Consider the following 23,958-nt stretch of genomic DNA (forward strand, 5'->3'; position numbering starts at 1 on the left):
CAACCCGATCAACCCCCGTTGTGCGCCGCAAGCGCTCCGCTTTGGAAGTGTTGCATGAACTCAAGCAGCCCAAGGTGGCCGTCATGTTGGCGCTGGGCTTTGCTTCGGGCCTGCCCTTCCTGCTGACGGCCAACACCTTCGGCTACTGGCTGCGGGACGATGGCACGAGCCTGGTTGCCATCGGTTTCATGTCCTGGGTTGGCTTTGCGTACGCCTTTAAGGTGTACTGGTCGCCGCTGGTGGATCATATCGATGTGCCGCTGCTGGGCCGTCTGGGGCGTCGTCGCGGCTGGATGCTGCTGTGCCAGATATTGATCGCCGTCGGGCTGCTGGGCATGGCCACTGTTGGGACGGCAGGCGGGCTGGTGGCTATTGGTGCCTTCGCGTTGTTGACGGCCTTCGCGTCAGCCACGCAGGACATCGCCATCGACGCTTGGCGTATCGAATCCGCGTCCGACGACGCCGACGCGGGGTTGATGACTTCGGCAGCGCAGGTCGGATACCGTATCGCTCTCATTATTACTGACGCCTTAATCATTGCTGCGGCGGCCCGTGTCGGGTGGAGCATGTCGTATGTTGCCATGGCGGTATTGATGGCACTTTGCACCGTAGCAACCCTGTGTGCCTCTGAGCCAGCCCGCGCTGATGTGGTGCGGCGCCAGAAGTCTCCTCTATGGACCTTGCGCGGCCTCGCCGATGCGATCATCGGCCCGTTTATCGACTTTTTCGTCAATCACAAGGTTGCAGGACTCCTTATGCTGCTGATGGTGGCGCTGTATCGCCTGCCTGATTTCGTGATGGGGCCAATGTACAACCCGTATTATCATGATCTCGGGCTTTCCAAGGACACGGTGGCCTGGGTGCGAGGTTCGTTTGGGCTGGTTGCCACCTTTTTTGGTATTGCCTCAGCGGGTCTCAGTGCCGTGCGGTCCGGCCTGTTACCAACGCTGATCGCGGGGCTTGTGTTCGAGGGGTGTGGCACGGCGGCATTCGCCTTGCTCAGCGTCAACGCTGACACAGCGATTTTTGTCGCAGTCATGACGCTCGATGCTTTTGCGCAGTCCTTCGCGGGCGTCGCCTTGGTAATTTATATGTCGAGCCTGACCAGCTTGGGCTACACCGCCACTCAGTACGCCATGCTGTCGTCAACCTATGCTTTGCTTGGCAAATTCCTGAAAGGATTCTCCGGGGTTGCGGTCGAAACGCTCACGCCCATATACGGGTTGTCCGGAGCCTATGCTACTGCGTTTGTAGCTACTGGCCTGACCGCATTACCGCCGCTGCTGCTATTGCTGCTGCTTTGGCGCGTGCAGAACATCAAGCGATAGTTCTTGTGATCAAAGTATTGATAGCGCCTGATTTGATAGCAAATTACACGAAATGTTTAGTAGGTTTTTAAAAGCGCTATCTTGTTCTTAGCGTCTGTTCGTGATGCCGGTTCAATCCGGCACTGCCTGCTGGGGTTTTAATATGTTATTGATGCGGACTGGTGATTAGCGGTGATGGTCTGAGGCGTTGAGTTAGTGTTTAACACTGTTTTTGTGTTGCAGATTGCCTGTCGAGATCGTATCATAAGCAGTTCTCTATCAAGTATGTAGCCCGGAACGGGTATGTGAGCGCTATGAAACCAGAAATACATCCAGAATATAAACAAATTACTGTAACTTGCGGGTGCGGCAATACTTTTCAAACCGGTTCTGTGCTGGCCTCGGATTTACACATTGAGGTGTGTTCTTCTTGCCATCCGTTTTATACCGGTAAACAGCGCGTCGTTGATACGTCGGGTCGTGTTGATAAATTCCGCAAAAAATTCGGGAAATAATAGTTTTCGAGAAGTCTTGCTCGGCCGTCGGTCAACTGGCGGCCAGATTCTTCCCAGTTATGCGAAGTGTTTTAAAATAACGCTTCTTCTGCAAATAATTCATCCTCTTCGGGTTCTTCAGCTTTTGGCGCCGATTTTGCCGTTGGTACGGTTTCTTCGCTGAAATATTCCCAAATGCCTCCCCTCGCTTCTTGATCTAGCAATAACCCGTCTGCTGGGTTGATGTAGGCCTGGACAATCCCAGTTGGTTGCGTTAATGGTTTTTCCGGGAAGTTTTGTTGTACGGCCTTCATGAATTTAATCCACATCGGTAAGGCGGCTTTGCCGCCAGTCTCGCCATGTCCAAGCGGTAATGAATTATCGAAGCCTATCCATGCAGAGGCCACTATATCGGTAGCAAAGCCGTTAAACCAAGCGTCTCTCTGTTCGTTCGTGGTGCCTGTTTTACCCGCCAAATCGTTACGGCCCAATTGTTTGGCCTGAGTTGCCGTGCCGCGCTGTACAACATCTCTCAGCAGGCTGTTTGCCAGGAAATTAATTTTTGCTGAAATAGCGCGCGGCGCGCGGTTTGGTGACGGTGGGTCTTGGTCGGGGCAATCGGCGCATGCCAGGGGTGGGTTGGCCTGGAACAACAGGTTACCTTTGTGATCTTCGATGCGTTCGATGAGGTAGGGTTTTACCAAAAAACCGCCATTGGCAAAGACCGCGTAGGCCGACGCCATACGCAACGGTGATGCATAGCCGCTACCCAAAGCCAGAGACAGTGTGCCGGGTAATTGTTCTTTATCGAAACCAAAGCGCATGGCTGTATCGATTGCCTGAGGTATTCCGATATCCTGCAGCAATCGCACTGAGACCAGATTGATCGATTCCCGGAGCGCAACCCGCAATGATGTCGGCCCCAGAAAGCGGTGGCTATAGTTTTCCGGACGCCAGTCGTTTTCTTGCGAAGGGTCCTCGATTACGATGGGGGCGTCGTTAATGATGCTGGCCGCGGTGAAGCCTTTCTCCAAGGCAGCAGTATAAATAACAGGCTTGAATCCCGAGCCAGGCTGGCGTTTGGACTGCGTAGCCCTGTTATATTTGCTGTGATAAAAATCAAAGCCGCCGCATAAAGCTAAAATCGCGCCATTGTTGGGATTAAGCGCTACAAAAGCAGCTTCAGCACTCGGAATTTGCGTGAGTGCCCATTCGTTATTTTCTAACTGCCTGACCCAGATGATGTCGTTGGGTTTGAGAAAAGCTTTGCCGGTGCCGATATTTTTTTCCGGGTACGGTCTTGCCCATTCAATATTTTTCCAGCTTATGTCGATCTGCGTATGGTCATAGAATGTTGCGACCACACCGGAATCTGTTGCTGCTGTTACCAAGGCTTGCCGGGTATCTCCAATAACAGTGTCCTCAATTTGAATCCCCTTTTTTTGTACATTCTTATGTGGAAAACCGCGATAGCCGTGGCGCTCGTCATATTCATGCAAGGTTTTTTGCAAAGCGTCTTCTGCTGCTAACTGAAATTGACTAGGGACGGTGGTGAAAATTTTCAAACCCAAGGTATAGGCGGTTTCGCCATACTTGGACATGACTTCCTGTCTAACCATTTCCGCGATGTGTGGCGATTGTAGCTCCACATTTATCGGCTGGATCTCCGCATTATCAACTGCTTGCACGGCAATTTCGTAATCGCGCTGGCTTATATAGTTTAAATCCAGCATTCGGCGTAACACGTAATTCCGCCGCTCTATGGCACGCTGAGGATTGGTGATCGGATTGTAAATGGATGGTGCTTTTGGTAAACCGGCAATCATCGCTTGCTGGTGAAGGGCTAGCTCGGAAATATCTTTACCATAATAGGTTTGCGCGGCCGCTGCGACGCCATAGGCGCGTTGGCCCATATAAATTTTGTTCAAATAAAGATCCATAATCTGATCTTTGGAATATTGCCGCTCTATTTTCAGGGCAAGAATGATCTCCTTGAGCTTACGTAAATAGGTTTTTTCGTTACTCAGCAGAAAATTGCGGGCAACTTGCATGGTGATGGTGCTGCCGCCTTGGCGCTTCTTGCCGGTGAGGGCTAATTGGCTTACCGCTCGCAGCAGGCCTTTGAAATCCACGCCGTTGTGTTTGTAAAAGCGGTCGTCTTCCGCAGCGATAAACGCCTTGATCAATAGCGGCGGTACTTGCTCAATGTTGATCGGGATTCGGCGCTTCTCGCCAAACTGAGCTATCAATAGCTTGTCTTGGCTGTAGATGTTCAACGGCATTTGATATTGAACATGTTGTAACTGGTCGATGTCCGGCAGTTCCTTATCGAGTTCGATTAGGAAAAAATAAGTGGCGATCAGAAATGTGCCGATAAAAGCGAAAAAGAAGAAGGCCAGCCACTTAAAAAGTGTCTTGATCAGAGACTTGGGTTTGGGAGCTTTCTTAATGGGCACTGAAATTCAAACGCACTGCTAAAATACAAATTGCCGGTCAAAATAAACCCTTTTGATAATAGGAACAACCTAAAGTTACTTATAAAGTGGTTTATCTAAGAGGATGAAATTAAAAAAACCTACTATACTTCTGACCCATGTGGGTTCTGCACCTCGTCTGAGCATGCTTGAGCCAAATTCAATCATATTCGATCTAAAAAGGGTTCATTCATGAGCTGGTTGAGCAGGAATCCGTCGGCTGTGCTGGGTGTGGATATTAGTACAGCTGCGGTTAAATTGTTGGAATTGAGCCGGGTCGGTGCTCGTTACCGGGTAGAAAGTTACTCAGTGGCGCCCTTACCTCAAGATGCGATAGTCGATAAGAACATCACCAATATAGAGCAAATCGGCGCGGTAATAAAAGCGGCGGTCAAGCAATCCGGCACTCGGGCAAAGCAGGCGAGCGTTGCGGTTGCCGGTTCCTCGGTGATGACCAAAATCATTTCGATGCCCGCCTCCTTGTCAGACAGGGACATGGAGGAGCAGATCATGGTGGAAGCGGATCAGTACATTCCTTATTCGCTGGACGAGGTTAATCTCGATTTCGAAGTCCAGGGCATCACCAAAAATAACCCGGATATGGTTGATGTGTTGCTGGCGGCTTCTCGGCGGGAAAACATTGAAGACAGGGTGGCTGCACTGGCCTATGCCGGCCTTAAGGCTGTCGTCGTCGATGTGGAAGCTTTCGCGATGGAAAATGCGTTTTCGTTGTTGGCGGATCAGTTACCGGAAGGTGCCGGCAATATGACTGTTGCGATCGCCGACATTGGCGCAACCATGACCTCTCTGAACATTTTGCATGAAGGTAAAACTGTTTATACCCGGGAGCAGGGCTTTGGCGGAAAACAGCTAACTGAAGAGATTCAGCGCCGCTATGGCCTGTCGTATGAAGAAGCCGGTTTGGCCAAAAAGCACGGCGGCTTGCCGGACAATTACGTCACGGATGTGCTGGAGCCCTTCAAAAAAGCCATGTTGCAGCAAATCGCCAGATCGTTGCAATTCTTTGTTTCCTCTAGCGCCAATCGCGGCGTCGATGCCTTGGTACTTGCCGGTGGTTGCGCGTCAATCGCGGGTTTGGACAAATTGGTGGAACGCGACCTCGGCATCCCGTCTTACATTGCCAATCCATTTATCAATATGGCGCTTTCTAATCGGGTCAAACCGCAAAGTCTGAGCAACGATACGCCTGCGATGATGATAGCGTGCGGTTTAGCGTTAAGGAGTTTCGATTAATGGCAAGAATTAATTTACTCCCCTGGCGAGAAGAGCTGCGTAAAAAAAAGCAGCAGGATTTTGTGGCGGGTATTGGTGCCGGTATTTTGGTGACAGCACTGATTTTGGTCGTGGTCTTTATGTATATCGAAGGGATCAAAGAGTATCAGACCCGCAGAAACACGCTACTACAAAACGAAATAGCCATCTTGGATAAGCGAATTCAAGAAATCAAAGAAATTGAAGATAAGAAAAACCGGTTATTGACCAAAATTGAAGTCATCCAAAAGTTGCAGGAAAGTCGTCCCGAAGTGGTGCATTTATTCGATGAATTGGCCAAAACCACGCCGGATGGTATTTACCTGACGAAGTTTGCCCAGGCAGGAGCGGTTTTGACGCTGGATGGGAAGGCGGAATCGAATGCGCGGGTGTCCGCTTATATGCGGGCTATCGATAACTCGCCGTGGATGAATACCTCGGTACTGACTGTTATCAAGGGCGAGGGTAAGAAGGATGGGCAGATGAATGACTTCACCCTAACTGCCAAGCAAGGTAAGAAGGCCGATAAGCCTCAACCAGGAGCCGTCAAATGAATTTGTCTGAAATCAATTGGGACATTAATTCGGCGGGCAGCTGGCCAACGCCATTAAAAATCATCGTCATTCTTATGTTTGCGGTATTAACAGCGGCGGCTGGCATTTACTTTGTGACGGTGCCGCAGTTGGATGAATTGGATGTGCTTGAAAAACAAGAAGAGAGTTTGAAAAGTGCGTTTGAAGTTAAGCAAAAAAAGGCTGTCAATCTCCAGGATTACCGCGATCAGCTGGATCAAATCGAAGCGTCGCTAGGTGAGATGCTGAAGCAGATGCCTACCAAAGCTGAAGTTGCCAGCTTGTTGGTTGATATTTCTCAAACCGGATTGGCAAGTGGCCTAGAGTTTAAATTGTTCCAACCCAGTACCGAAATTAACAGAGAGTTTTATTCTGAATTACCAATTGGTATCCATGTCGTCGGGAAGTATGAAGAGCTGGGATTATTTGTCAGCGGTTTAGCTTCCCTACCCCGGATTGTGACGGTGCACGATGTGGTCATGACGCCGATGGGTAAAGAAGGCAAAGATGGTATGAGCATGACGGCAACGATAAAAACCTATAACGAGGGCGAAACAGCGCAAGCCGCTGGCGGACCGGCTGCTAAGAAAAGGAGAGGGCAATGAGGTGCGTCGGTGTGAAAGTTTTTCCGACCCTGCCGATGTTAAGTTTGCTTTTGGTTGGGATGGTCGGATGCGGTGGCGACGATGTCAGCGATTTGACCAAATATATTGAAGAGGTAAAAGCTCGTCCCAAGGCCGCTATCGAACCCTTGCCTGAAATTAAAGTGGTTGAATCGTTTATATTCAAGCCCGATGGATTGAGGGATCCGTTTAGGTCAATTGAAAGAAAAGATGACGATAGCAATGTCGACGTCTCCGGTATCAACGGTATTAGACCTGATATAGAACGCCGGAAGGAAGAGTTGGAAGCCTACCCTCTGGACAGTCTGCGCATGGTTGGAACGCTACGTAACGACAAAGGCTATTGGGGTTTGGTAAGAGCTAGAGATGGGACTATCCACCGCGTACAGGTTGGGCATCACATGGGGCAAAATTACGGCAAGATACTGCGTATTCTTGACGACAAAATAGAGCTAATGGAAATCGTACCTGATAAACCGGGCACTTGGCGCGAACAACAGTCTTCACTAGCATTGGCCGATGAAAAAGGGTTATAGAAATGAGTATTAAACAAAATAAAAACGGATGGAAAGTGGCCGGCTTCGGTTTCTGGTGTTCAGTGTTGCTGAGTTGTTTTGTGCATGTTGCGCTGGTGCACGCCGATGATGGAGCGATAAACAACTTAGAGTTTTCCACCTTGGCCGGAAACCAAGTGCAAGTGCAACTGGAAATGGATGGTCCGATAGTGGAGCCGAAAATCTTCCAGACCGATAACCCTTCCAGAATCGCATTGGACTTTGCCGGCGTAAAAAGTAATCTGGCAAAAAAAAGCTTTCCGATCAATCAAGGTGCTGCAGGCACGGTATATGTGGTTGAGGCTTCGGGGCGGACTCGGGTTATTATCAATTTGGTAGAAAAAGTGCCTTACGAAACCAAAATCGAGGGCAATAAATTTTATGTGGTGTTGAAGTCCAGCGGGACCGTTGCTGCGGTAAACCGAGCCGTACAGCAAGCGCCTGTCGCGAAGGATTCGGTGATTAGTAAATTTTTGCCGGAACAAAACATAAAAAGTATTGATTTTCGACGCGGGCCAAACGGTGAGGGGCGTTTGTTGCTGGGTTTATCAGCGGCAAATACTGTAGTCGACGCTAAACAAAATGCCGGTAAAGTGGTTTTAAGTTTCCTAAACACCAAGTTGCCGGAGTCTTTAGTTAAAAGTTTTGACGTATCCGATTTTGCGACACCTGTACAAAAAATCGAAGCCTCTCCCAGAGGCGATAGCGTCAACATTGTCATAACACCCAACAATGGTAATTACGATTACTCGTCCTATCAGTCCGATAATTTATTGACGGTTGAGTTTCGGCCGTTGACACCGGCGGAAAAAGAAGCGCAGCAAAAAGAAAAATTCCCGTATATCGGCAATAAGTTGTCATTGAATTTTCAAGATATCGAAGTGCGTTCGGTGTTGCAAATTCTGGCCGACTTTACCGAGCTGAATATCATTGCTGCTGATTCGGTGGCGGGCAATGTCACGCTTAGATTAAACGATGTACCTTGGGATCAGGCTTTGGAGTTGATTTTAAAATCCAAAGGCTTGGCAAAAAGACAGAACGGCAATGTGGTGATGGTGGCGCCGGTTGCTGAGATCATGAAAATCGAGCAGGAGGAGCTGGATTCGAAAAAAATATTCGAAGAGTTGGAACCGTTAAAAACCGAAAATATTCAGATCAATTACGCAAAAGCAGGGGAGATTTGCGGTGTATTAATGGGGGTGGGGAATAGCTCGCAAGGTGGTCAGTCCGGTGCAGGTGCAAGCAGTGGCGGAGGTGGTGGTTGCGGCGGTGGTAGCGGGAGTTCCGTCGCGTCGCAACAGGCCGGTTCCGGCCAGAATAGCCAAGGTGGCGGTCCAGCAAGTATGCGATTGCTATCGCCACGCGGTACGGCGATTGTCGATGCAAGAACCAATACGCTGATTGTCAAGGATACGGCAAAGGCTATGGAAGATGTACGCAGAATGATCAAACTATTGGACGTGCCTGTGCGCCAAGTGTTGATCGAATCGCGAATCGTCATAGCGGATACTTCGTTTGCGCAGAACTTGGGTACCAAATTTGGGGTGGCTCATAAAGCCGACGTAAATAGCGGAACGCAATACGGAATGACGGCCAGTGGTGCGGAAACCAGCGAAAATTCGCAAATTCTGTCGGATTTGGGATCTGCATTGGCAGCTTCCAGCGGAGGTGCTTTGGCCTTGACCTTGGCACGCGGAGCGGATTATCTTTTGAACCTTGAGATCAGTGCATTGCAAGACGATGGTAAAGGCGAGTTGGTGTCCAATCCGCGGGTAATGACTAGCGACATGGTGCAAGCTTCAATCAAACAAGGTGTGCAGATTCCGTATCAAACCCAAAGCCAGGCGACTGGTCCGGTGACGGAGCTGGTCGATGCGGTGTTGGAGCTGAATGTCACGCCGCAGATTACGCCAAGCGGCAGTGTTATCATGCTGCTCGACATCAAAAAAGATTCGCCGGGAACACCTTTGGCTACAGGCGGTAACGCAACGGTACCTATCGATACCCGGCAGTTGAAAACCAAAGTTCAAGTTGAAGATGGCGAGACGGTAGTGTTGGGCGGCATCTATGAGTCGACTGTTCAGGAATCTTACAATACTGTGCCTTGGGTGTCGGATTTGCCGGTGATTGGCTGGATGTTCAAGAAAAGTGTAAAAAACGATACCAAAAAAGAGTTGTTGGTGTTTATTACGCCTAAAGTGGTGAAAGAGTCGATGACGATAAAGTGAGTCTTCGTCTGGCCTAGCGACAAAAAGGGGCTTCATGCCCCTTTTTTTGTGGCTTGCCGAGATTGGTTGGCTGTCTTGCGTTCGTTCTTTTAAGCTGTCGGCTATGCTATATTCCGCATTCACCCGATAATCGTTACGAACATGACGACAAACAAAATTTTAACTCTAGTTCTTTGGGCGCTGTTGTTGCAAGCCTGCGGTCAAACCGGGCCCTTATATATGCCGGATAGCCCGCCGCCAATTTACGTACCCAAACAAGATAAATAAGCCATGGATTTTTTTAATTATCGGCAACATGAGTTGTTTGCCGAAAGCATTCCTGTTGACAAAATTGCCGAAAACTACGGTACTCCCTGCTATGTCTATTCGCGCGCGACCTTGGAGAGGCATTGGCAAGCCTTCGATCAAGGCTTTGCCGGGCACCCGCACCTTATTTGTTATGCCGTAAAAGCCAATTCAAATATTGCGATTCTCAACGTGCTGGCGCGACTTGGGTCTGGGTTCGACATCGTGTCGCTTGGCGAAATGCAGCGCGTGCTAGCTGCGGGCGGCAGTCCTGACAAAATTGTGTTTTCCGGTGTCGGTAAACGCGAGGACGAAATCTTAGCGGCGCTGAAAATAGGTATACGCTGTTTTAATGTTGAAGTCAGTGGCGAACTTGATCGGATCAACCGTTTAGCCGGTGAGCTGGGTGTTATTGCTCCAGTGTCTTTCCGGGTCAATCCGGATGTTGATGCTAAGACGCATCCCTATATTTCCACCGGCTTGAAAGAAAATAAATTCGGGATCGATATCAAGCAAGCCATTCATGAATATCGGCGCGCCGCGCAGATGCCGAATATCCAAATAGTCGGTATCGATTGCCATATTGGCTCTCAATTAACTGAAACAGTGCCGTTTTTGGATGCATTGGATAGGGTGTTGGCGTTAGTCGATGAGCTGCAAGAGGAAGGTATTGAATTGCACCATCTCGATTTAGGAGGCGGGCTGGGTATTTGTTATCGCGATGAGCACCCACCGCAACCTTCTGAATATATTTCAGCTCTGCTGCAGCGTTTGGCGGGACGGAGCTTTGAAATTCTATTGGAGCCGGGGCGCGCCATCGTCGGCAATGCGGGAATATTGTTAACCAGAGTGGAGTACCTTAAGCCAACAGACAATAAAAACTTTGCCATTGTCGATGCGGCGATGAATGATCTGGTTAGGCCGGCTTTATACGGGGCGTGGCAGGCAATCATTCCGGCGAATGCCGAAAGCGATCAGGTCGAGTTGGATTGGGACATCGTGGGGCCGGTTTGCGAGACCGGTGACTTTCTGGGCAAGGCGCGGTCGTTAAAATTGAAACAAGGCGACTTATTGGCGGTTCGTTCAGCGGGAGCCTACGGGTTTACGATGAGTTCAAACTATAACTCGAGGCCACGAGCGGCGGAGGTAATGGTGGATGGCGATAAAACGCATCTTATTCGATCCCGAGAAACTCTGGAGCAGCTATGGGTTGGCGAGCAGCTTTTACCTGAGTAGCGATGATGATTAATTTCACCAAAATGCAGGGCTTGGGCAATGATTTTGTCGTGATCGACGCTATAAACCAGCCAATCCAATTGACGACCGAACAGATTCGATTTTTGGCGGATCGCCATTTTGGCGTGGGCTGCGATCAATTGTTATTGGTGGAAAAGCCGGTTAGCGATAACGCCGAGTTTAAATACCGGATTTTCAATGCTGACGGTAGCGAGGTTGCGCAATGTGGAAACGGTGCGCGTTGCTTCGCACGCTTTGTGCGCGACAAAGGATTAAGTAATAAAGACGAAATTATTGTTGATACAGACGCGAGACAACTGACGCTTCGATTCGATGCAGGCGGTTTGATCACCGTTGACATGGGAGTTCCTGCGCTTGAGCCTGAGCAAATACCGCTAAAGGTTTCCGAACAATCCACGTTATATAAAGTGACTTTGGCGGACACAGAAGTTGCATTCGCAGCTATTTCTATGGGGAATCCTCATGCGGTTATCCAGGTCGATGACGTAATGAGTGCGCCCGTTTCATCTATCGGCGCTAGGTTGGAGTGTCATGAGCTGTTTCCGGAACGAGCTAATATTGGTTTCATGCAAATTGTTAATCGTCGACAAATCAAGTTGCGAGTTTACGAGCGTGGCGCAGCCGAAACGCTGGCTTGTGGCAGTGGGGCTTGCGCTGCTGTTGTGGCCGGTATTGAGCAAGGTTTGTTGGAGCAGAATGTTCAGGTTCAACTGCCTGGTGGGGAATTAATCGTTAGCTGGCTTGGTAGTGGTCATCCTGTCATGATGACGGGAGCAGCGACTACGGTATTCGAAGGACAAATAAAGTTATGAGCAGTGAACCAAAAGTCTTATTGACCGAAGCCCTCGTTAAGGCCTATCTGCAAGAACATCCCGAGTTTTTCCAAAATCATTTGGATTTGCTGGAGAAGATGCATATCCCACATCCCAGTGGTAATGCAATATCGCTAATATCCAAGCAACTTGAAATTTTTCGGGCGAAGCATCAGGAGCAAGAAAATCAATTGACCGCGTTGATCGATATTGCCCGGGAAAATGACGCTTCGTTCAATCGCATGCATGAGTTGACTCTGGCCATGTTGGAAGCAAATACCCTGGAGGACGCGGTAGCAAATTTAAGTGAGGTGTTGGCTGAATGTTTTTTCACTGATTTCGTAGCCATTAAAATCATTAAAGAACAACCGCTCTCGCCTATCAGTAATTTATTCGTTGGTGCTGATGATGCTAATTTGAAGCATTTTTCCAATGAATTAACCACAAACCAGCCGAAATGCGGTCGGCCGACCTTAGCGCAAGCGAGGTTTTTGTTTGGCGACGTGGCTGCGGAAGTTCGCTCGTGTGCGATCATTCCTATGGTGTTTACGCGGCTTGATGGGTTGTTGGCGATCGGCAGTCGCGATGAGTCGCGCTTTCACTATAGTATGGGCAGCATATTTCTTACTCAAATGAGTGAGATTATCGGGACTCGTCTTATATCATTGCTACACCAAACGGATTGATTGTCATGCATACCGAAGCAGATGAGGCATTGCTACGGTATTTTCGCTATTTGTTTTCGGAAAAGCGCGTTGCAGATCATACGTCAACAAACTACCAAAGGGATTTAAAACGTTTTCAAAGTTTTTGCTCTGGGCAAGGGCTCATGTATTGGCAGCAAGTTAAGGATCGTGATGTGCGGAATTATATTGCCGGGCGTCATAAAAACGGTATCGGTAGCAAGACGATTCAGCGCGAACTCGCTGCTTTACGCAGTTTTTATCGATTTTTACTCAAAGCCAAGCAAGTGGAGTATAACCCAGCCCAGCATGTGCAAGCGCCCAAAGTTTCAAAAAGGCTGCCACATGTTTTGGATGTCGATCAGGTTGTGGGGATGTTAAATGCGACGCCGGATTCGATTTTGGAAATCCGCGACTTGGCGATGTTTGAATTGTTTTACTCATCTGGGTTGCGACTGAGCGAGTTGGTAATGCTTGATTTGTCTGACATCAATCTTAGCGAAGGCTTTTTGAGGGTGCGGTTTGGTAAAGGCGGCAAGCAAAGGCAATTGCCGGTTGGTAGTAAAGCACTTGATGCGCTTAAGGTTTGGCTGGCAAGTCGGCCTGATGGGGAGTGGCAGGCAGTGTTTGTTTCCCTGAAGGGGCTTCGATTATCTCAAAGAAGCGTGCAACTTAGATTGGATCGTTGGGGCAAAAAAAACGGAATAGCCGAGCACCTTCATCCTCATATGTTGAGGCATTCGTTCGCAAGCCATTTGCTTGAAGCCAGTAAAGATATTAGGGCTGTGCAAGAGTTGTTAGGGCATAGCAATATATCGACTACTCAGATATACACGCACCTGGATTTTCAACATTTAGCGGCTGTTTATGATCAAGCGCATCCGCGCTCGCGCAAGGGTTGAAGGCTGTTGAACGTATTGCCTCATAGAAAAAGGTAACCGAAGTATCAGAGTCGTTGCCTCACATTAGAGGTAACCTGGACTTGTGAAAAAATGAGTTTCAATTGTTGCTCAATGGCGGCCTTAAGAGCAAATGGATTGAGTTTGGCATGATGTTCCTGGAGAGTCTGTTTGGTGGTTTCCGGAATGTCAGGATGATTGATCACCCGTTGGTAAGGGGTTTGCGGGGCATGGTATTTTTTCACGACTTTGGCGCCGTCTCGGTGTTTTTTCCGCAGTTTCAGACTGGGACAGAAATGATTCTGCAAAGGGCACCAAAGCGTGCTGTAGACCGCGTTCATCAACGGCACCAGCGCGGCATTATCCAGCCGGTCGTAGCCGAATAATTGCCTGGCGTGAGTCCAGTTTTTCTGCTCGACGTGGGCATTGTCGTTTTTCTTGTAAGGCCTGGAGCGGGTAAACGCCGGCTTTTGCGGGTGGTCGGTGAAATAGCGAACCAGGTGATGATTGAGAAATTCAGAACCATTGTCGCAATCGAAGCCTTTCAAAGGGAATGGCAACAGGTTCTCGATGGCCTGAATCTGTTCCAGGATACCTTGCGAGCCTTTATTCCAGGTGGCCCGGCATTCGGTCCAGCCGGTGACAATGTCCGTCATCGTCAGGCTCCAGACGAAATCGCCGGCCAGCGAATTGCCACAGTGAGCGACAGTATCGGCTTCGACAAAACCGGGCTGGGTCTCGTCCCAGTGATGAGTGCGGATGGGAATCTGGGTTTTCAACAGAGACCCGGGTTTGGTGCCGGACAAGCCTTTGGGGTGCTGGACGCGCAAGGGTTTGAGCAAGCGATCCAAGGTCGCCGCCGACACCTTGAGCAAGTCGGCGCGCACGCCATCCGCCAAGGGGCCGTATTGATCTTCGTAATGAGGCAGCCAGATCGGTATCGCGGCTTTCAGGCGCTTGCCGCACAGTTGATCGCTAGCAAACCAGATGCGCTTCAATGGCTCCAGCAACACCTCGGCTTGATATTTCCGCTTGGGGCCGGGCCGTTTGCTAGGCGAAGCGGTTGGCTTGGCTTTTCGATTCAGCAAACGAATCGCGTACTTACGGGCGTAGCCGCAGACTTCGCAAAACTCGTTCAGGATCGTTTGTTTCGTGGTCCTATCACTTTGTCGATAACGTTTTTGGATAGCCTGTAAATAGGCTCGTCGTTCGTGTTTTCCCATGGTGGTAACCCGCTTGATTTCGGTTACACACAATGTGAGGCAACGACCCGTTTTTAATGACCCCTTGGGTTACTTTTAATTTGAGGCAATTCGGTCCGGCAGCCGCCACGCTTGGAATTGGCCGGCCTGTGGTAGAATCGGTCCAATGCATGAACTAGACACATTCAAGCTGATCGAGCGGATCAGCGCCTTGCTACGTTCGGAAGAACGCAAAAAATACGCAGCAATCGGTTTGCAACCGGTACATGGTCAGGTGCTGGAGTATCTGGCCAAGTGCAATAAATACAGCAATACCCATGCTGCGGTGGCTGAGTATCTGGGTTTGACCAAGGGCACGGTGTCCCAGACTATCCAGATTCTGGAGCGTAAGCACTATCTGGATAAGACCACGTCCATTTTGGACGGTCGGGTGGTCCATCTGAGCCTGACCGAGGCAGGCAGGCAGTTGATCGAAGAGTTAAAGCCGCTGGATGTTTTTAAGCAGGCCGAATCCAAAGTCAGCCGCCAGGAGTTCGATACCATAGGCCAGGCGCTGCAAACCACGTTGGGCGTGCTGCAAAAAGTCAATGACTCGAAGAGTTTCGGTTTGTGTCGTTCCTGCCATTATTTTTCGGTGGAACAGCATCACTATCAATGCGGCTTAACCGAACAACCCTTGGATCGCGAGGATACTGATAAAATATGTCGTGACCATTTACCCGTTCCCAATTCATTCATAGACCAAGAGTAGCCACCATGTTTGATCCCAAAGCCATAGACAATCTTGCCGAGCGTATCGCCGGCGCAATCCCTCCCGGTTTGACCAATCTGAAAGACGATGTGGAAAAGAATGTCCACGCCTTGCTGCAAAGCGGCCTGTCCAAACTGGATCTGGTCAGCCGCGAAGAATTTGAAGTGCAAAAAGCCGTATTGGCGAAAACTCGCGCCCGTTTGGAAGAACTGGAAAAGCGCGTCGCCGAACTGGAACAACGGATTCCGCAAGCCTAAAAAACCATGTCGCTGGCCGTCGTTTACAGCCGGGGCCGCTCCGGCATAGACGCCCCGCAAGTGACGGTGGAAGTGCATGTCAGTAGCGGCTTGCCGGCTCTAAACATAGTCGGCTTGCCCGAAACGGCGGTAAAAGAAAGCAAGGACAGGGTGCGCGGGGCGATCATTAATTCGCACTTCGAATTTCCATTTCAGCGCATCACTATCAACTTGGCGCCCGCCGATTTGCCAAAGGAAGGCGGCCGCTTTGATTTGGCGATTGCCTTGGGCATCCTGGCCGCCTCCGGGCAAATCCCCAAGGATGCCTTGCACGAGTACGAATGCATCGGCGAGTTATCGCTAGGTGGTGAGTTGCGGCCGATTCCCGGCGCGTTGCCGGTAGCGATTCATTGCCGCAATGCTTTTAGGCAACTGATTCTGCCTGCTGGTTGCGCGGCGGAGGCGTCGTTGATCAAAGATGCGCAACTGCTGCCGGCCAGGACACTGCTGGAAGTCTGTGCCCACTTGGCCGGCCGGCAAGCCATCGCGCCACCTGACGTTCATCTCAGCTTCGAGCAAGCGGTTCACACGGTCGATTTTGCCGACGTGCACGGCCAATTTCACGTCAAACGGGCCATGGAAATCGCCGCAGCCGGGAAGCATAATTTACTGATGCTGGGCCCGCCCGGCACCGGCAAATCGATGTTGGCGGCACGTTTGCCGACCATTCTACCGGAGCTCAGCGAGCAGCAAGCCCAGGAAACCGCCGCGCTGGCCTCGATCAGCGACCACGGCCTGGACGTCAGCCGTTGGCGGCAGCCGCCCTATAGAGCGCCGCACCATACCGCCTCAGCTGCGGCCTTGGTTGGCGGTGGTAGCAACCCAAAACCTGGCGAAATATCCTTGTCGCACAACGGTGCGCTATTTTTGGACGAACTGCCGGAGTTCGATAGAAAGGTCCTGGAAGTGCTGCGCGAACCCTTGGAAACCGGCCATATCACGATTTCGCGTGCCAACCGCCAAGCCGATTTTCCGGCCAGTTTTCAGTTGATCGCGGCGATGAATCCGTGTCCCTGCGGCTATTTAGGCGATGCTTCCGGCCGTTGCCGCTGCACCTCCGAACAAGTGGCCCGCTATCGCGCTAGGGTCTCCGGGCCTTTGCTGGACAGGATAGACATGCATATGGAAGTGCCGCGCGTTGCGCTGGAGGTACTGAGGAAAGGCTCGGCGGCGGGTGAAGAAACCAGCGAAACGATTCGGCAGCGCGTCGTCGCAGCCCGCGACTTTGCTTACCGCCGCCAAGGCAAAGCCAATGCTGCGTTAAACGCCGCCGAGGTGAAGGGTATCTGCACCTTGTCCGAAGCCGGTCATCAGTTGTTGGAACAAGCGCTGGAAAAATTCGGCCTGTCGCACCGGGCTTACCACCGTATTTTGAAACTGGCGCGCACGATTGCCGATCTGGCGAATTCAAAGAATATCGAAATCTCCCACCTCAGCGAAGCCATCGGCTATCGCAAGCTAGATAGAACCCGATAAGCGTGCAAAACCGGCCGCGTCATGCCGGGTTTTCGAAATAAACCGCCAACAAGCCCGAGGCATTCATGACATCCAATTCCGCTTCGATTTCATTTTGAATCAACTCCAGATGATTCAACTTGATTTCGGTGCGGGTGCGCGATGAATCCAATAACTCAATCAGACCGGTTTGCCCCAAACGATAGGCATCTTCGGCCATTTGCTTTAAAGTGGGTAACGGCGCCACCACTTCTTTTTCGGCCTTTGCCAGCGTCGCCCGCCGTCTTGCCAGCACATCGACCGCACGTTCCAGTTCTTGACGAGTGGCCGCCATCAGCAATTCGCGCTTTAATTGACTGGCATGCACTTCGGCAGCGGCACGGGCCATACCGCCTTGGCCGCGATCAAAAATCGGCAGATCGACCGATACGCCGGCAAAAGTGGTGTTGCCATACGGTTTATCGGTGAAAGCGGTGCCGAACATCAGCGACGGCACCGGCCAGCGTTCCCGCTCAGCTTTTTCCAAACCAGAGTCTGCCGCGATCATTTCCCGGCGCGCCGTTTCCAGGTCGGGATTATTGTGCTCGGCTTGTTGCCATAATTTATCCATGTCCGCCGACACGCCAATCGGCTCCAGCGTACCGCTGGCTTGTGGCTTCCAATTGGGGAAGCCCAGCAAACTCGCCAGTTCGCCAGTGGTGCTGGTCAGATTGGTTTGGGCATTTTCCAGACGGGTATTCAGGCTCTGCACTTCTTGAGTGATGCGCAGCACATCGTATTGGCTGGCGGTACCGGCGTTTTGTTTGCCGGAGATGATGGTTTGCAAGCGCTCCAATTCCAGCCGGGCTTCATCCAACACCGATACCCGCTGCTGGTTGGCTAGTAATTGCGCAAACAGCCGCCAGGATTCGCGAATCAATTGGTTGTAATCCACCTCGACGCGAGCCGCCGCAACATCGACCTGCCGTTCGGCGCTATCCTTGCGCGCGCCGCGCTGTCCAGCCAGCAGCATCGGTACTTCAACGGTGATGTTTTGCTGTGACGGACCGTCGAACTGGGTATTGCGGCGCCCGCCAGCCTGATCGAAGCGGCCGTAACTGATTTTGGGATTGGGCAATACATCGGCCGCGACCACCTCCGCTTCGGCTGCTTCGATTTGGCTACGGGCCAACGCGTATCTGGGGCTTTTCTCCCGAACGATGTGCAGCAAATCCCGAATCGTCACCGTTTCCGGCAAGGCTTGGCTTGCTGGTTCAGGCTCGGCAACACAAATGGGGCTGGCTAATAAAGAAATCAGCAAAATCAGGCTGGCTTTGGGATTCATACTTGGCTATCCAATAGTTCGTCGGCTTCTTCGGGCGTGAGGATTTGTTTGCTGGTCACGAAGGAATAAATCACTGGCAAAATAAACATCGCCACCAAAAAGGTGGTCAACATCCCGCCGACGATCACCACCGCAAACGGCCGTTGGGTTTCGCTGCCGATGCTGGTGGACAAGGCCATCGGCAACAAACCCAGCAATGCCAACAGCGAGGCCATCAATACCGGGCGCAAACGTTGCGTTGCGCCTTCTTTGACTGCCGCCAATAACTCCATGCCGCCGCGGCACATTTCCTCGGTCGCGCTTAGCACCAGCAAGCCCATCAGACAGACTTGGCCCAATAAGGCAATAAAGCCAATGGCCGCACTCACCGACAACGGAATATGGGTCAGCAGCAACGCAAACACGCCACCGGTCATTGCAAACGGCGTGGCAATCAAAATTGCGGCCGCGCTACGACCCGATTGCAAAGCGCTGTACAACAATCCCAATACGATCAATACCGCAATCGGCACTACCACGCCCAAGCGGGCCATCGCCCGCTGCTGATTTTCGAACTCGCCGCCCCAGTTCAGGAAATGGTCTTCCGGTACTTTGATGTTGGCAGCGACCAGCTCCATGGTTTCGTGCACCACCGAGCCCAAATCACGGCCTTCCACGTTAAATTTCAAGGCCATGTAACGGCTATTGGCTTCGCGTTCGATGGAAGTGCGGCCTTGGGCAATATCGATGGTGGTCAAATCCCGTAAGGGAATGTAAGCGCCGGAAGGATTGACGACATTCATGTTGCCGATTTTTTCGATGTCGCCGCGCTCGTTCTCCGGCAAGATCAAGCGTATCGGCACCGGCCGCTCCCCTTGCCACAATTCGGAGACTATCCGGCCTGCCATGCCGATTTCAATAGTGTCTTGCACCCTGTCCACATCAAAACTATTACGGGCCAGGGCGGCGCGATCCAGCTTGATCTGTAATTGCGGCACCCGCGATTCGCGGTAAAGATCCAAATCGATGACGCCATCGACCTTGGCGAGCAGAAGTTTGATATCTTCCAGCGTGGTGCGCATTTTTTCCAGATCGGGGCCGTAGATTTTTAACACCACTTTACCGCGCACCCCGCTGACCGCTTCCTCGACGTTGTCCTTGATCGGTTGCGAGAAATTAAAACGCACGCCCGGTATTTCTTCCAGCGAGGTCCTCATCGCATCGACCAGTTTTTCCTTATGCCAGCCTGGCCGCCATTGCTCATGGTGCTTGAGATGCACGAAGGTTTCGCTCATGTTGACGCCTTCGTTGTCGGTACCGTCCTCGGAACGGCCTTGCTGGCTCAAAATACCCAGCACCTCTGGAAACTTCATCAAGCGCTGACGCATATCCAATAGAATTTCCTGACCCTTATCCAGCGAAATACTCGGCGGCATTTCCACAAATACATGGATGTCGCCTTCGTCCAACTCCGGCAGAAATTCGGTGCCCAGTCCGGCACTGGCCAAGCCGCCGGCAAACAGCAAGACGCCGGCAAAGATTAAAGCCATCAGTCGCTTACCCAGTACCTGCGCCAATAAACGGGAATATCCATCCCGCAAGCGTTCCAAAAACTTGGGTTCTGCGACCAAGGCATGTTTGGGTTGAATGAAGGTGGCGCATAAGGCCGGCACCAACAGCAGCGCAAAGATCAAGCCGCCGGACAGGGCAAAGCTATAGGTCATCGCCAAAGGCCGAAATATCCGGCCCTCTACGCGCTCCAGCGTAAACACCGGAATCAACGCGGCGATGATAATCAACATCGCAAAAAAAGCCGGCTTGGCCACATCCACTGCGGCATCGGCAATCAGGTGCAGCATTTCCCGCCGCGACTGCGGTTTGCGATGCTGGGCCTGGTGCATGACATTTTCCATTAGCACCACAGCGCCATCGAGAATGATGCCGAAATCGATAGCACCCATCGAAATCAAATTGGCCGGCATGCCGAGCTGGTACAAGCCTAAGAACCCCACCAATAACGACAAAGGGATCACTGTCGCGACAATTAACGAGCCGCGAATACTGCGCAGAAATAACCAGACCACGCCTACCACCAGCGCAAAGCCGTGCAACAAGTTGTCGAACACGGTATGCAACGTGCTACTAACCAGCTCAGACCTATCCAGAAACGGCACGATTTTCATCCCAACCGGCAAAATGCCGCCATTTAATTCCGCGACTTTCTCGTGCAAGGCATCCAACACTCGCGACGGGTTCTGGCCGCGCCGCAGCAGTACGATACCTTCCACCACGTCTTTGTGTTCGTCCAAACCCACCGTGCCACGCCGTGGCGTGTAGGATTGCACCAGGCGGCCGACATCGCCGACGGTGACGGGCGTACCTTCGTGATTTTTCAATACAATTTTTTTGATATCGTCCGCGGTCACCAGGTTGCCTACGCCGCGCACCACCATTTCCTGATCTCCATAACTCAAAAATCCGGCGCCGACATTTTTGTTGGACTTTTCCACGGCCAGGCCGATGTCTTCCAGCGTCAAGCCTACCGACTCGACGCGAGTCGGATCGATTTGGATATGAAATTCCTTGTAGTAACCGCCGAAGGTCAGTACATCCGCAACCCCTGGCACTTGGCGCAATTTTCGCGACACGTTCCATTCCATTTCCGAACGCAGTTCGTAGAGCGAATGCCGGTCGCTGGTCAGGGTAAATTTATAGATTTCGCCCAAAGGCGTGTAGTCCGGCGCCAATACCGGCGTGACGCTGCTGGGTAATTCCGCGCCGGAGATGCGCTGAGATATTTCGGTACGGGAATGAAAACTGTCGATGTGGTCTTCAAAAGTGATGGTCACCAAAGACAAGCCGAACAGGCTTTGGCTGCGCATCTGCAGCATATTCGGCGTGCCGTTCAATACCCTTTCCAAGGGCACAGTGACTTGTCGCTCGACTTCTTCCGGGGCATAGCCGGGCATCAAGGTAATGACGGTCACCTGGGTATTGGTCACATCCGGGTAGGCTTCTATAGGTGTTTCCATAAATGCATGGATACCGAAAATAGCGATGATCACCGCCACGGTAATCACGACCAGACGGCGGTGAACGCAATGTTCAATCAAGGGGCGCAGCATTAGTCCCCCCGATTACAGCAGCATGGATGCGGAGGAATCGAGCAGCAACGCGCCGGAAACCACCACTTTTTCGCCATCTTTAAGCCCATCCAGCACCGGCACCTGGCCGTCGCGTGCCTGTCCGATGAGTACCTGGCGCGGTTCGTAACGGCCATCGCCAGTTTGTACATAAACCATGGTGTGGGTTTTGTCTCGAATCACTACCGCCGTGGTAGGCAGAACGATACGATGCGGGCCGGCGGCCTCAATCAGGCCTTTGGCAAACATACCCGGTTTTAACACTAGATTGGGGTTGTCGAATTCGATATACACCGCGCCCCGGCGCAAATCGGATTGCATCGCCGCGCTGACCGCCACTACCCGGCCGGTTACCGGTTCGGACAAGGCGCTGATCTGTAATGTCGCTTTGGCACCTTTTTGGATCAGCGGCAAATCGTTATCGAATACATCGGCAACGATCCACAAGGACTGCGGCTCGCCGATTTCGATGATGGTTTCGCCGGCTGCCAACGCCGAACCCACTGAGGACTTAATTTGCAAAACCACACCATCTTCTGAGACACGAAGTATCACGGCCTGATCGGTGCCATCCCCTATCATCTGCAAGGCTTGTTGGCTGCGCTGATAGTCGGCACGCGCTTCGCGCAATTGCACATCGGTTTCCGCGCGCTCCACTGCTAGGCCCACACCGCTTTTTTGCATGATGTCCTGGCGACGCATACGGTCTTCGGCACGTTGCAGCTCGGCTTTCGATTCTGCAACCTCGGCTCGCATCTTGGCGGCGTCAGCGCTTTCCAGAACGGCAATCGGTGTGCCTGCTTTGACGCGGTCACCGACCTGTACATTGATTTTTTTCAGCCGTCCGGCCACCACCGCGCTCACCGCGGATAAGGCTTTGGTTCTAAATTCGACATGCGACGGCGCTTGCACCATCGCCGAGAAATTTTGCGGCGTGACCGTGGCCACGCTGATATAAGGCCTTGATTCGGCAGGAATTGAAATCAACCCAACATGTTGGTCATTGTCTGTTGTCTTAAGTTCTTCAGCAGACGTGTTGGAGGCTTTTTGATTTGCCGGGTGCTTGTCGGTTGGGGCGGAGCAACCGATTAAAAAGCTTGCTACGAGTATCGAAACTATGAAATTGATGCGCATGAATTATTATTTTTATGTGGATGCCATTTTTACGGTGAAGGCCGGAAAGTTGCACAATGTTCAAAAGAACGATCTCCCTTAAGTAAATGGGGGTTAACTACCGCCTACATAATATCGTATCAATATTACTGTGCCTTGTGCTCTGCATTTTTGTAAATCCGTTCTTGTTGCGCTTAGCCAAGTGGAGCGCAAACGTTCGTCAATCATTGTTTGATCAGTTGTAGAACAAAGCGTGGGACTTAAATCCGGAAAGAACTTTCCAAACTTGTTTGTCGTCAGCGAGAAACATGCCATTTACACCAGCGCGCACTCACTCAGTCACAATAGCCAAGGGGGAGGGTTAAGACCAATGATTTGGTTCAAAAAACCCGTTTAGTGGGCTATTTAAACCGTAGCGGTAACGGATATAAAAAATGCCGAGTGGCGATTAATGGAATTAGCGCCACACTGAATTCGCAGTCATGGGGCGAGAAACAGAGAAAATTCAGGCAATAAAAAAGGCGCATTGTCTAGACAATGCGCCTTGTCTCAGAGTAAAGCTAATGCTTACAGTTTGTCAGCATTTTTGCTCAGATATTCAGCCACGCCCGCTGGGTTGGCATTCATACCCGCATCACCTTTGTTCCAACCGGCTGGGCAAACTTCGCCATGCTCTTCGTGGAATTGCAGCGCGTCAACCATGCGCAGCATTTCGTCAAAGTTACGACCCAGTGGCAAGTCGTTGACAACTTGATGGCGGACGACACCGGCTTTGTCGATCAAGAAACTACCGCGGAAAGCTACGCCACCAGCGGACTCTACGTCGTAATCTTGGGCAATAGTGTGTTTCAGGTCGGCAGCCAGAGTATAACGGACAGGGCCGATACCGCCTTGGTTGACAGGCGTGTTACGCCAAGCGTTGTGGGTAAAGTGTGAGTCAATAGAAACACCAATCACTTCAACGCCGCGGTTTTTAAATTCGTCGATCCGATGATCCAAGGCAATCAATTCGCTCGGGCAAACGAATGTAAAATCCAATGGATAAAAGAAAAGTACTGCGTATTTGCCGCTAGTGGCCGCTGAGAAACTGAATGAATCAACAATTTGGCCATCGCCTAATACCGCAGGAACTGTAAAGTCAGGGGCTTGCTTACCTACTAAAACGCTCATCAATTTTCTCCAAAATTTTTTATAAAACAAAAGGTTAAGAGCATGTTTGCGCCTCTGCGAGAAGG

The 23,958-nt window shown here is 51.2% G+C and carries 21 protein-coding genes; 15 read left to right on the plus strand and 6 right to left on the minus strand.

Annotated elements, in window-relative coordinates; all coding sequences use genetic code 11:
• Positions 1-20: 20 nt before the first annotated feature.
• Together JWZ98_RS01235 and rpmE are read left to right on the plus strand one after the other, a co-directional pair.
• A complete protein-coding gene (locus JWZ98_RS01235) occupies positions 21-1,328 on the plus strand; it encodes an MFS transporter (protein ID WP_240348168.1) in 1,308 nt (435 codons plus the stop codon).
• 293 nt (positions 1,329-1,621) lie between these two features.
• Positions 1,622-1,822: a 50S ribosomal protein L31 gene (gene rpmE, locus JWZ98_RS01240; protein ID WP_081607938.1), complete on the plus strand. Its 201-nt coding sequence runs from the start codon at positions 1,622-1,624 to the stop codon at positions 1,820-1,822.
• Between the two features lie 71 nt (positions 1,823-1,893).
• On the opposite strand, the gene JWZ98_RS01245 is transcribed toward rpmE, so the two are convergent.
• Entirely contained in the window at positions 1,894-4,257 is a 2,364-nt protein-coding gene (locus JWZ98_RS01245; protein ID WP_205452711.1) for a penicillin-binding protein 1A, read from the minus strand.
• Between the two features lie 210 nt (positions 4,258-4,467).
• Here JWZ98_RS01245 and JWZ98_RS01250 point away from each other — a divergent pair, with 210 nt between their 5' ends.
• From JWZ98_RS01250 to xerC, 10 genes are all read left to right on the plus strand, one after another.
• A complete protein-coding gene (locus JWZ98_RS01250) occupies positions 4,468-5,529 on the plus strand; it encodes a pilus assembly protein PilM (protein WP_020483743.1) in 1,062 nt (353 codons plus the stop codon).
• On the plus strand, positions 5,529-6,101 hold the full coding sequence (locus JWZ98_RS01255; protein ID WP_205452712.1) for a PilN domain-containing protein: 573 nt from the start codon (positions 5,529-5,531) through the stop codon (positions 6,099-6,101). The genes JWZ98_RS01250 and JWZ98_RS01255 overlap by 1 nt, the downstream gene beginning before the upstream one ends.
• Complete coding sequence (locus JWZ98_RS01260; protein WP_033156771.1) at positions 6,098-6,724, plus strand: type 4a pilus biogenesis protein PilO; 627 nt, start codon at positions 6,098-6,100, stop codon at positions 6,722-6,724. The genes JWZ98_RS01255 and JWZ98_RS01260 overlap by 4 nt, the downstream gene beginning before the upstream one ends.
• Positions 6,721-7,278 (plus strand): pilus assembly protein PilP, encoded by a 558-nt coding sequence (locus JWZ98_RS01265; RefSeq protein WP_084153287.1) that lies wholly within the window; start codon positions 6,721-6,723, stop codon positions 7,276-7,278. The genes JWZ98_RS01260 and JWZ98_RS01265 overlap by 4 nt, the downstream gene beginning before the upstream one ends.
• Positions 7,279-7,280: 2 nt before the next feature.
• Positions 7,281-9,524 carry a type IV pilus secretin PilQ gene (gene pilQ / locus JWZ98_RS01270; protein ID WP_033156770.1) on the plus strand — a complete coding sequence of 748 codons (2,244 nt, stop codon included), beginning with the start codon at positions 7,281-7,283 and terminating at the stop codon, positions 9,522-9,524.
• Between the two features lie 141 nt (positions 9,525-9,665).
• Positions 9,666-9,791 (plus strand): lipoprotein, encoded by a 126-nt coding sequence (locus JWZ98_RS01275; RefSeq protein WP_084153286.1) that lies wholly within the window; start codon positions 9,666-9,668, stop codon positions 9,789-9,791.
• Between the two features lie 3 nt (positions 9,792-9,794).
• Positions 9,795-11,045, plus strand: coding sequence for a diaminopimelate decarboxylase (gene lysA, locus JWZ98_RS01280; RefSeq protein ID WP_171697296.1), 1,251 nt, complete (start codon positions 9,795-9,797; stop codon positions 11,043-11,045).
• 2 nt (positions 11,046-11,047) lie between these two features.
• A complete protein-coding gene (gene dapF / locus JWZ98_RS01285; RefSeq protein ID WP_346015186.1) occupies positions 11,048-11,878 on the plus strand; it encodes a diaminopimelate epimerase in 831 nt (276 codons plus the stop codon).
• Positions 11,875-12,564: a DUF484 family protein gene (locus JWZ98_RS01290; protein WP_205452714.1), complete on the plus strand. Its 690-nt coding sequence runs from the start codon at positions 11,875-11,877 to the stop codon at positions 12,562-12,564. Before dapF ends, JWZ98_RS01290 begins: the two co-directional genes overlap by 4 nt.
• Before the next feature lie 5 nt (positions 12,565-12,569).
• Positions 12,570-13,463, plus strand: coding sequence for a tyrosine recombinase XerC (gene xerC, locus JWZ98_RS01295; RefSeq protein WP_205452718.1), 894 nt, complete (start codon positions 12,570-12,572; stop codon positions 13,461-13,463).
• Positions 13,464-13,507: 44 nt separating this feature from the next.
• Here the strand turns inward: xerC and JWZ98_RS01300 are convergent, their stop codons facing one another.
• Positions 13,508-14,683, minus strand: a complete 1,176-nt coding sequence (locus JWZ98_RS01300; RefSeq protein ID WP_205452720.1) for an integrase — start codon at positions 14,681-14,683, stop codon at positions 13,508-13,510.
• A 145-nt stretch (positions 14,684-14,828) separates the two neighbouring features.
• On the opposite strand from JWZ98_RS01300, the gene JWZ98_RS01305 reads away from it, so the two are divergent.
• Genes JWZ98_RS01305 through JWZ98_RS01315 form a run of 3 tightly spaced genes read left to right on the plus strand, consistent with a single transcriptional unit; the run spans position 14,829 to position 17,185 of the window.
• The gene (locus tag JWZ98_RS01305; RefSeq protein ID WP_205452721.1) at positions 14,829-15,413 is read left to right on the plus strand and encodes a MarR family winged helix-turn-helix transcriptional regulator; all 585 of its coding nucleotides are present in this window, start codon (positions 14,829-14,831) and stop codon (positions 15,411-15,413) included.
• Positions 15,414-15,418: 5 nt separating this feature from the next.
• Positions 15,419-15,670, plus strand: coding sequence for an accessory factor UbiK family protein (locus JWZ98_RS01310; RefSeq protein ID WP_033158177.1), 252 nt, complete (start codon positions 15,419-15,421; stop codon positions 15,668-15,670).
• 6 nt (positions 15,671-15,676) lie between these two features.
• Positions 15,677-17,185, plus strand: a complete 1,509-nt coding sequence (locus tag JWZ98_RS01315) for a YifB family Mg chelatase-like AAA ATPase (RefSeq protein WP_205452722.1) — start codon at positions 15,677-15,679, stop codon at positions 17,183-17,185.
• 19 nt (positions 17,186-17,204) lie between these two features.
• Here the strand turns inward: JWZ98_RS01315 and JWZ98_RS01320 are convergent, their stop codons facing one another.
• The 4 genes from JWZ98_RS01320 to JWZ98_RS01335 all read right to left on the minus strand — a co-directional run bounded on the left by JWZ98_RS01320 (position 17,205) and on the right by JWZ98_RS01335 (position 23,893).
• Positions 17,205-18,488 carry a TolC family protein gene (locus tag JWZ98_RS01320; RefSeq protein WP_205452723.1) on the minus strand — a complete coding sequence of 428 codons (1,284 nt, stop codon included), beginning with the start codon at positions 18,486-18,488 and terminating at the stop codon, positions 17,205-17,207.
• Positions 18,485-21,592 (minus strand): CusA/CzcA family heavy metal efflux RND transporter, encoded by a 3,108-nt coding sequence (locus JWZ98_RS01325; protein WP_205452724.1) that lies wholly within the window; start codon positions 21,590-21,592, stop codon positions 18,485-18,487. Before JWZ98_RS01325 ends, JWZ98_RS01320 begins: the two co-directional genes overlap by 4 nt.
• Before the next feature lie 12 nt (positions 21,593-21,604).
• A complete protein-coding gene (locus JWZ98_RS01330) occupies positions 21,605-22,744 on the minus strand; it encodes an efflux RND transporter periplasmic adaptor subunit (RefSeq protein ID WP_205452725.1) in 1,140 nt (379 codons plus the stop codon).
• Positions 22,745-23,290: 546 nt separating this feature from the next.
• Positions 23,291-23,893, minus strand: coding sequence for a peroxiredoxin C (locus JWZ98_RS01335; protein WP_205454368.1), 603 nt, complete (start codon positions 23,891-23,893; stop codon positions 23,291-23,293).
• Positions 23,894-23,958 lie beyond the last annotated feature (65 nt).

It is taken from the genome of Methylomonas sp. EFPC1 (assembly GCF_016925515.1).
GTDB classification, from domain to species: domain Bacteria; phylum Pseudomonadota; class Gammaproteobacteria; order Methylococcales; family Methylomonadaceae; genus Methylomonas; species Methylomonas defluvii.

Excerpts from the sequence above, each read along its gene's own strand:
- JWZ98_RS01250 (WP_020483743.1), top strand. The coding sequence starts at position 4,468 with ATGAGCTGGTTGAGCAGGAATCCGTCGGCTGTGCTGGGTGTGGATATT.
- JWZ98_RS01310 (WP_033158177.1), top strand. The coding sequence starts at position 15,419 with ATGTTTGATCCCAAAGCCATAGACAATCTTGCCGAGCGTATCGCCGGC.
- JWZ98_RS01265 (WP_084153287.1), top strand. The coding sequence starts at position 6,721 with ATGAGGTGCGTCGGTGTGAAAGTTTTTCCGACCCTGCCGATGTTAAGT.
- JWZ98_RS01320 (WP_205452723.1), bottom strand. The coding sequence starts at position 18,488 with ATGAATCCCAAAGCCAGCCTGATTTTGCTGATTTCTTTATTAGCCAGC.
- JWZ98_RS01335 (WP_205454368.1), bottom strand. The coding sequence starts at position 23,893 with ATGAGCGTTTTAGTAGGTAAGCAAGCCCCTGACTTTACAGTTCCTGCG.
- JWZ98_RS01315 (WP_205452722.1), top strand. The coding sequence starts at position 15,677 with ATGTCGCTGGCCGTCGTTTACAGCCGGGGCCGCTCCGGCATAGACGCC.
- JWZ98_RS01275 (WP_084153286.1), top strand. The coding sequence starts at position 9,666 with ATGACGACAAACAAAATTTTAACTCTAGTTCTTTGGGCGCTGTTGTTG.
- xerC (WP_205452718.1), top strand. The coding sequence starts at position 12,570 with ATGCATACCGAAGCAGATGAGGCATTGCTACGGTATTTTCGCTATTTG.
- JWZ98_RS01305 (WP_205452721.1), top strand. The coding sequence starts at position 14,829 with ATGCATGAACTAGACACATTCAAGCTGATCGAGCGGATCAGCGCCTTG.
- JWZ98_RS01300 (WP_205452720.1), bottom strand. The coding sequence starts at position 14,683 with ATGGGAAAACACGAACGACGAGCCTATTTACAGGCTATCCAAAAACGT.
- JWZ98_RS01290 (WP_205452714.1), top strand. The coding sequence starts at position 11,875 with ATGAGCAGTGAACCAAAAGTCTTATTGACCGAAGCCCTCGTTAAGGCC.
- rpmE (WP_081607938.1), top strand. The coding sequence starts at position 1,622 with ATGAAACCAGAAATACATCCAGAATATAAACAAATTACTGTAACTTGC.
- JWZ98_RS01260 (WP_033156771.1), top strand. The coding sequence starts at position 6,098 with ATGAATTTGTCTGAAATCAATTGGGACATTAATTCGGCGGGCAGCTGG.
- dapF (WP_346015186.1), top strand. The coding sequence starts at position 11,048 with ATGATGATTAATTTCACCAAAATGCAGGGCTTGGGCAATGATTTTGTC.
- lysA (WP_171697296.1), top strand. The coding sequence starts at position 9,795 with ATGGATTTTTTTAATTATCGGCAACATGAGTTGTTTGCCGAAAGCATT.
- JWZ98_RS01255 (WP_205452712.1), top strand. The coding sequence starts at position 5,529 with ATGGCAAGAATTAATTTACTCCCCTGGCGAGAAGAGCTGCGTAAAAAA.
- pilQ (WP_033156770.1), top strand. The coding sequence starts at position 7,281 with ATGAGTATTAAACAAAATAAAAACGGATGGAAAGTGGCCGGCTTCGGT.
- JWZ98_RS01325 (WP_205452724.1), bottom strand. The coding sequence starts at position 21,592 with ATGCTGCGCCCCTTGATTGAACATTGCGTTCACCGCCGTCTGGTCGTG.
- JWZ98_RS01330 (WP_205452725.1), bottom strand. The coding sequence starts at position 22,744 with ATGCGCATCAATTTCATAGTTTCGATACTCGTAGCAAGCTTTTTAATC.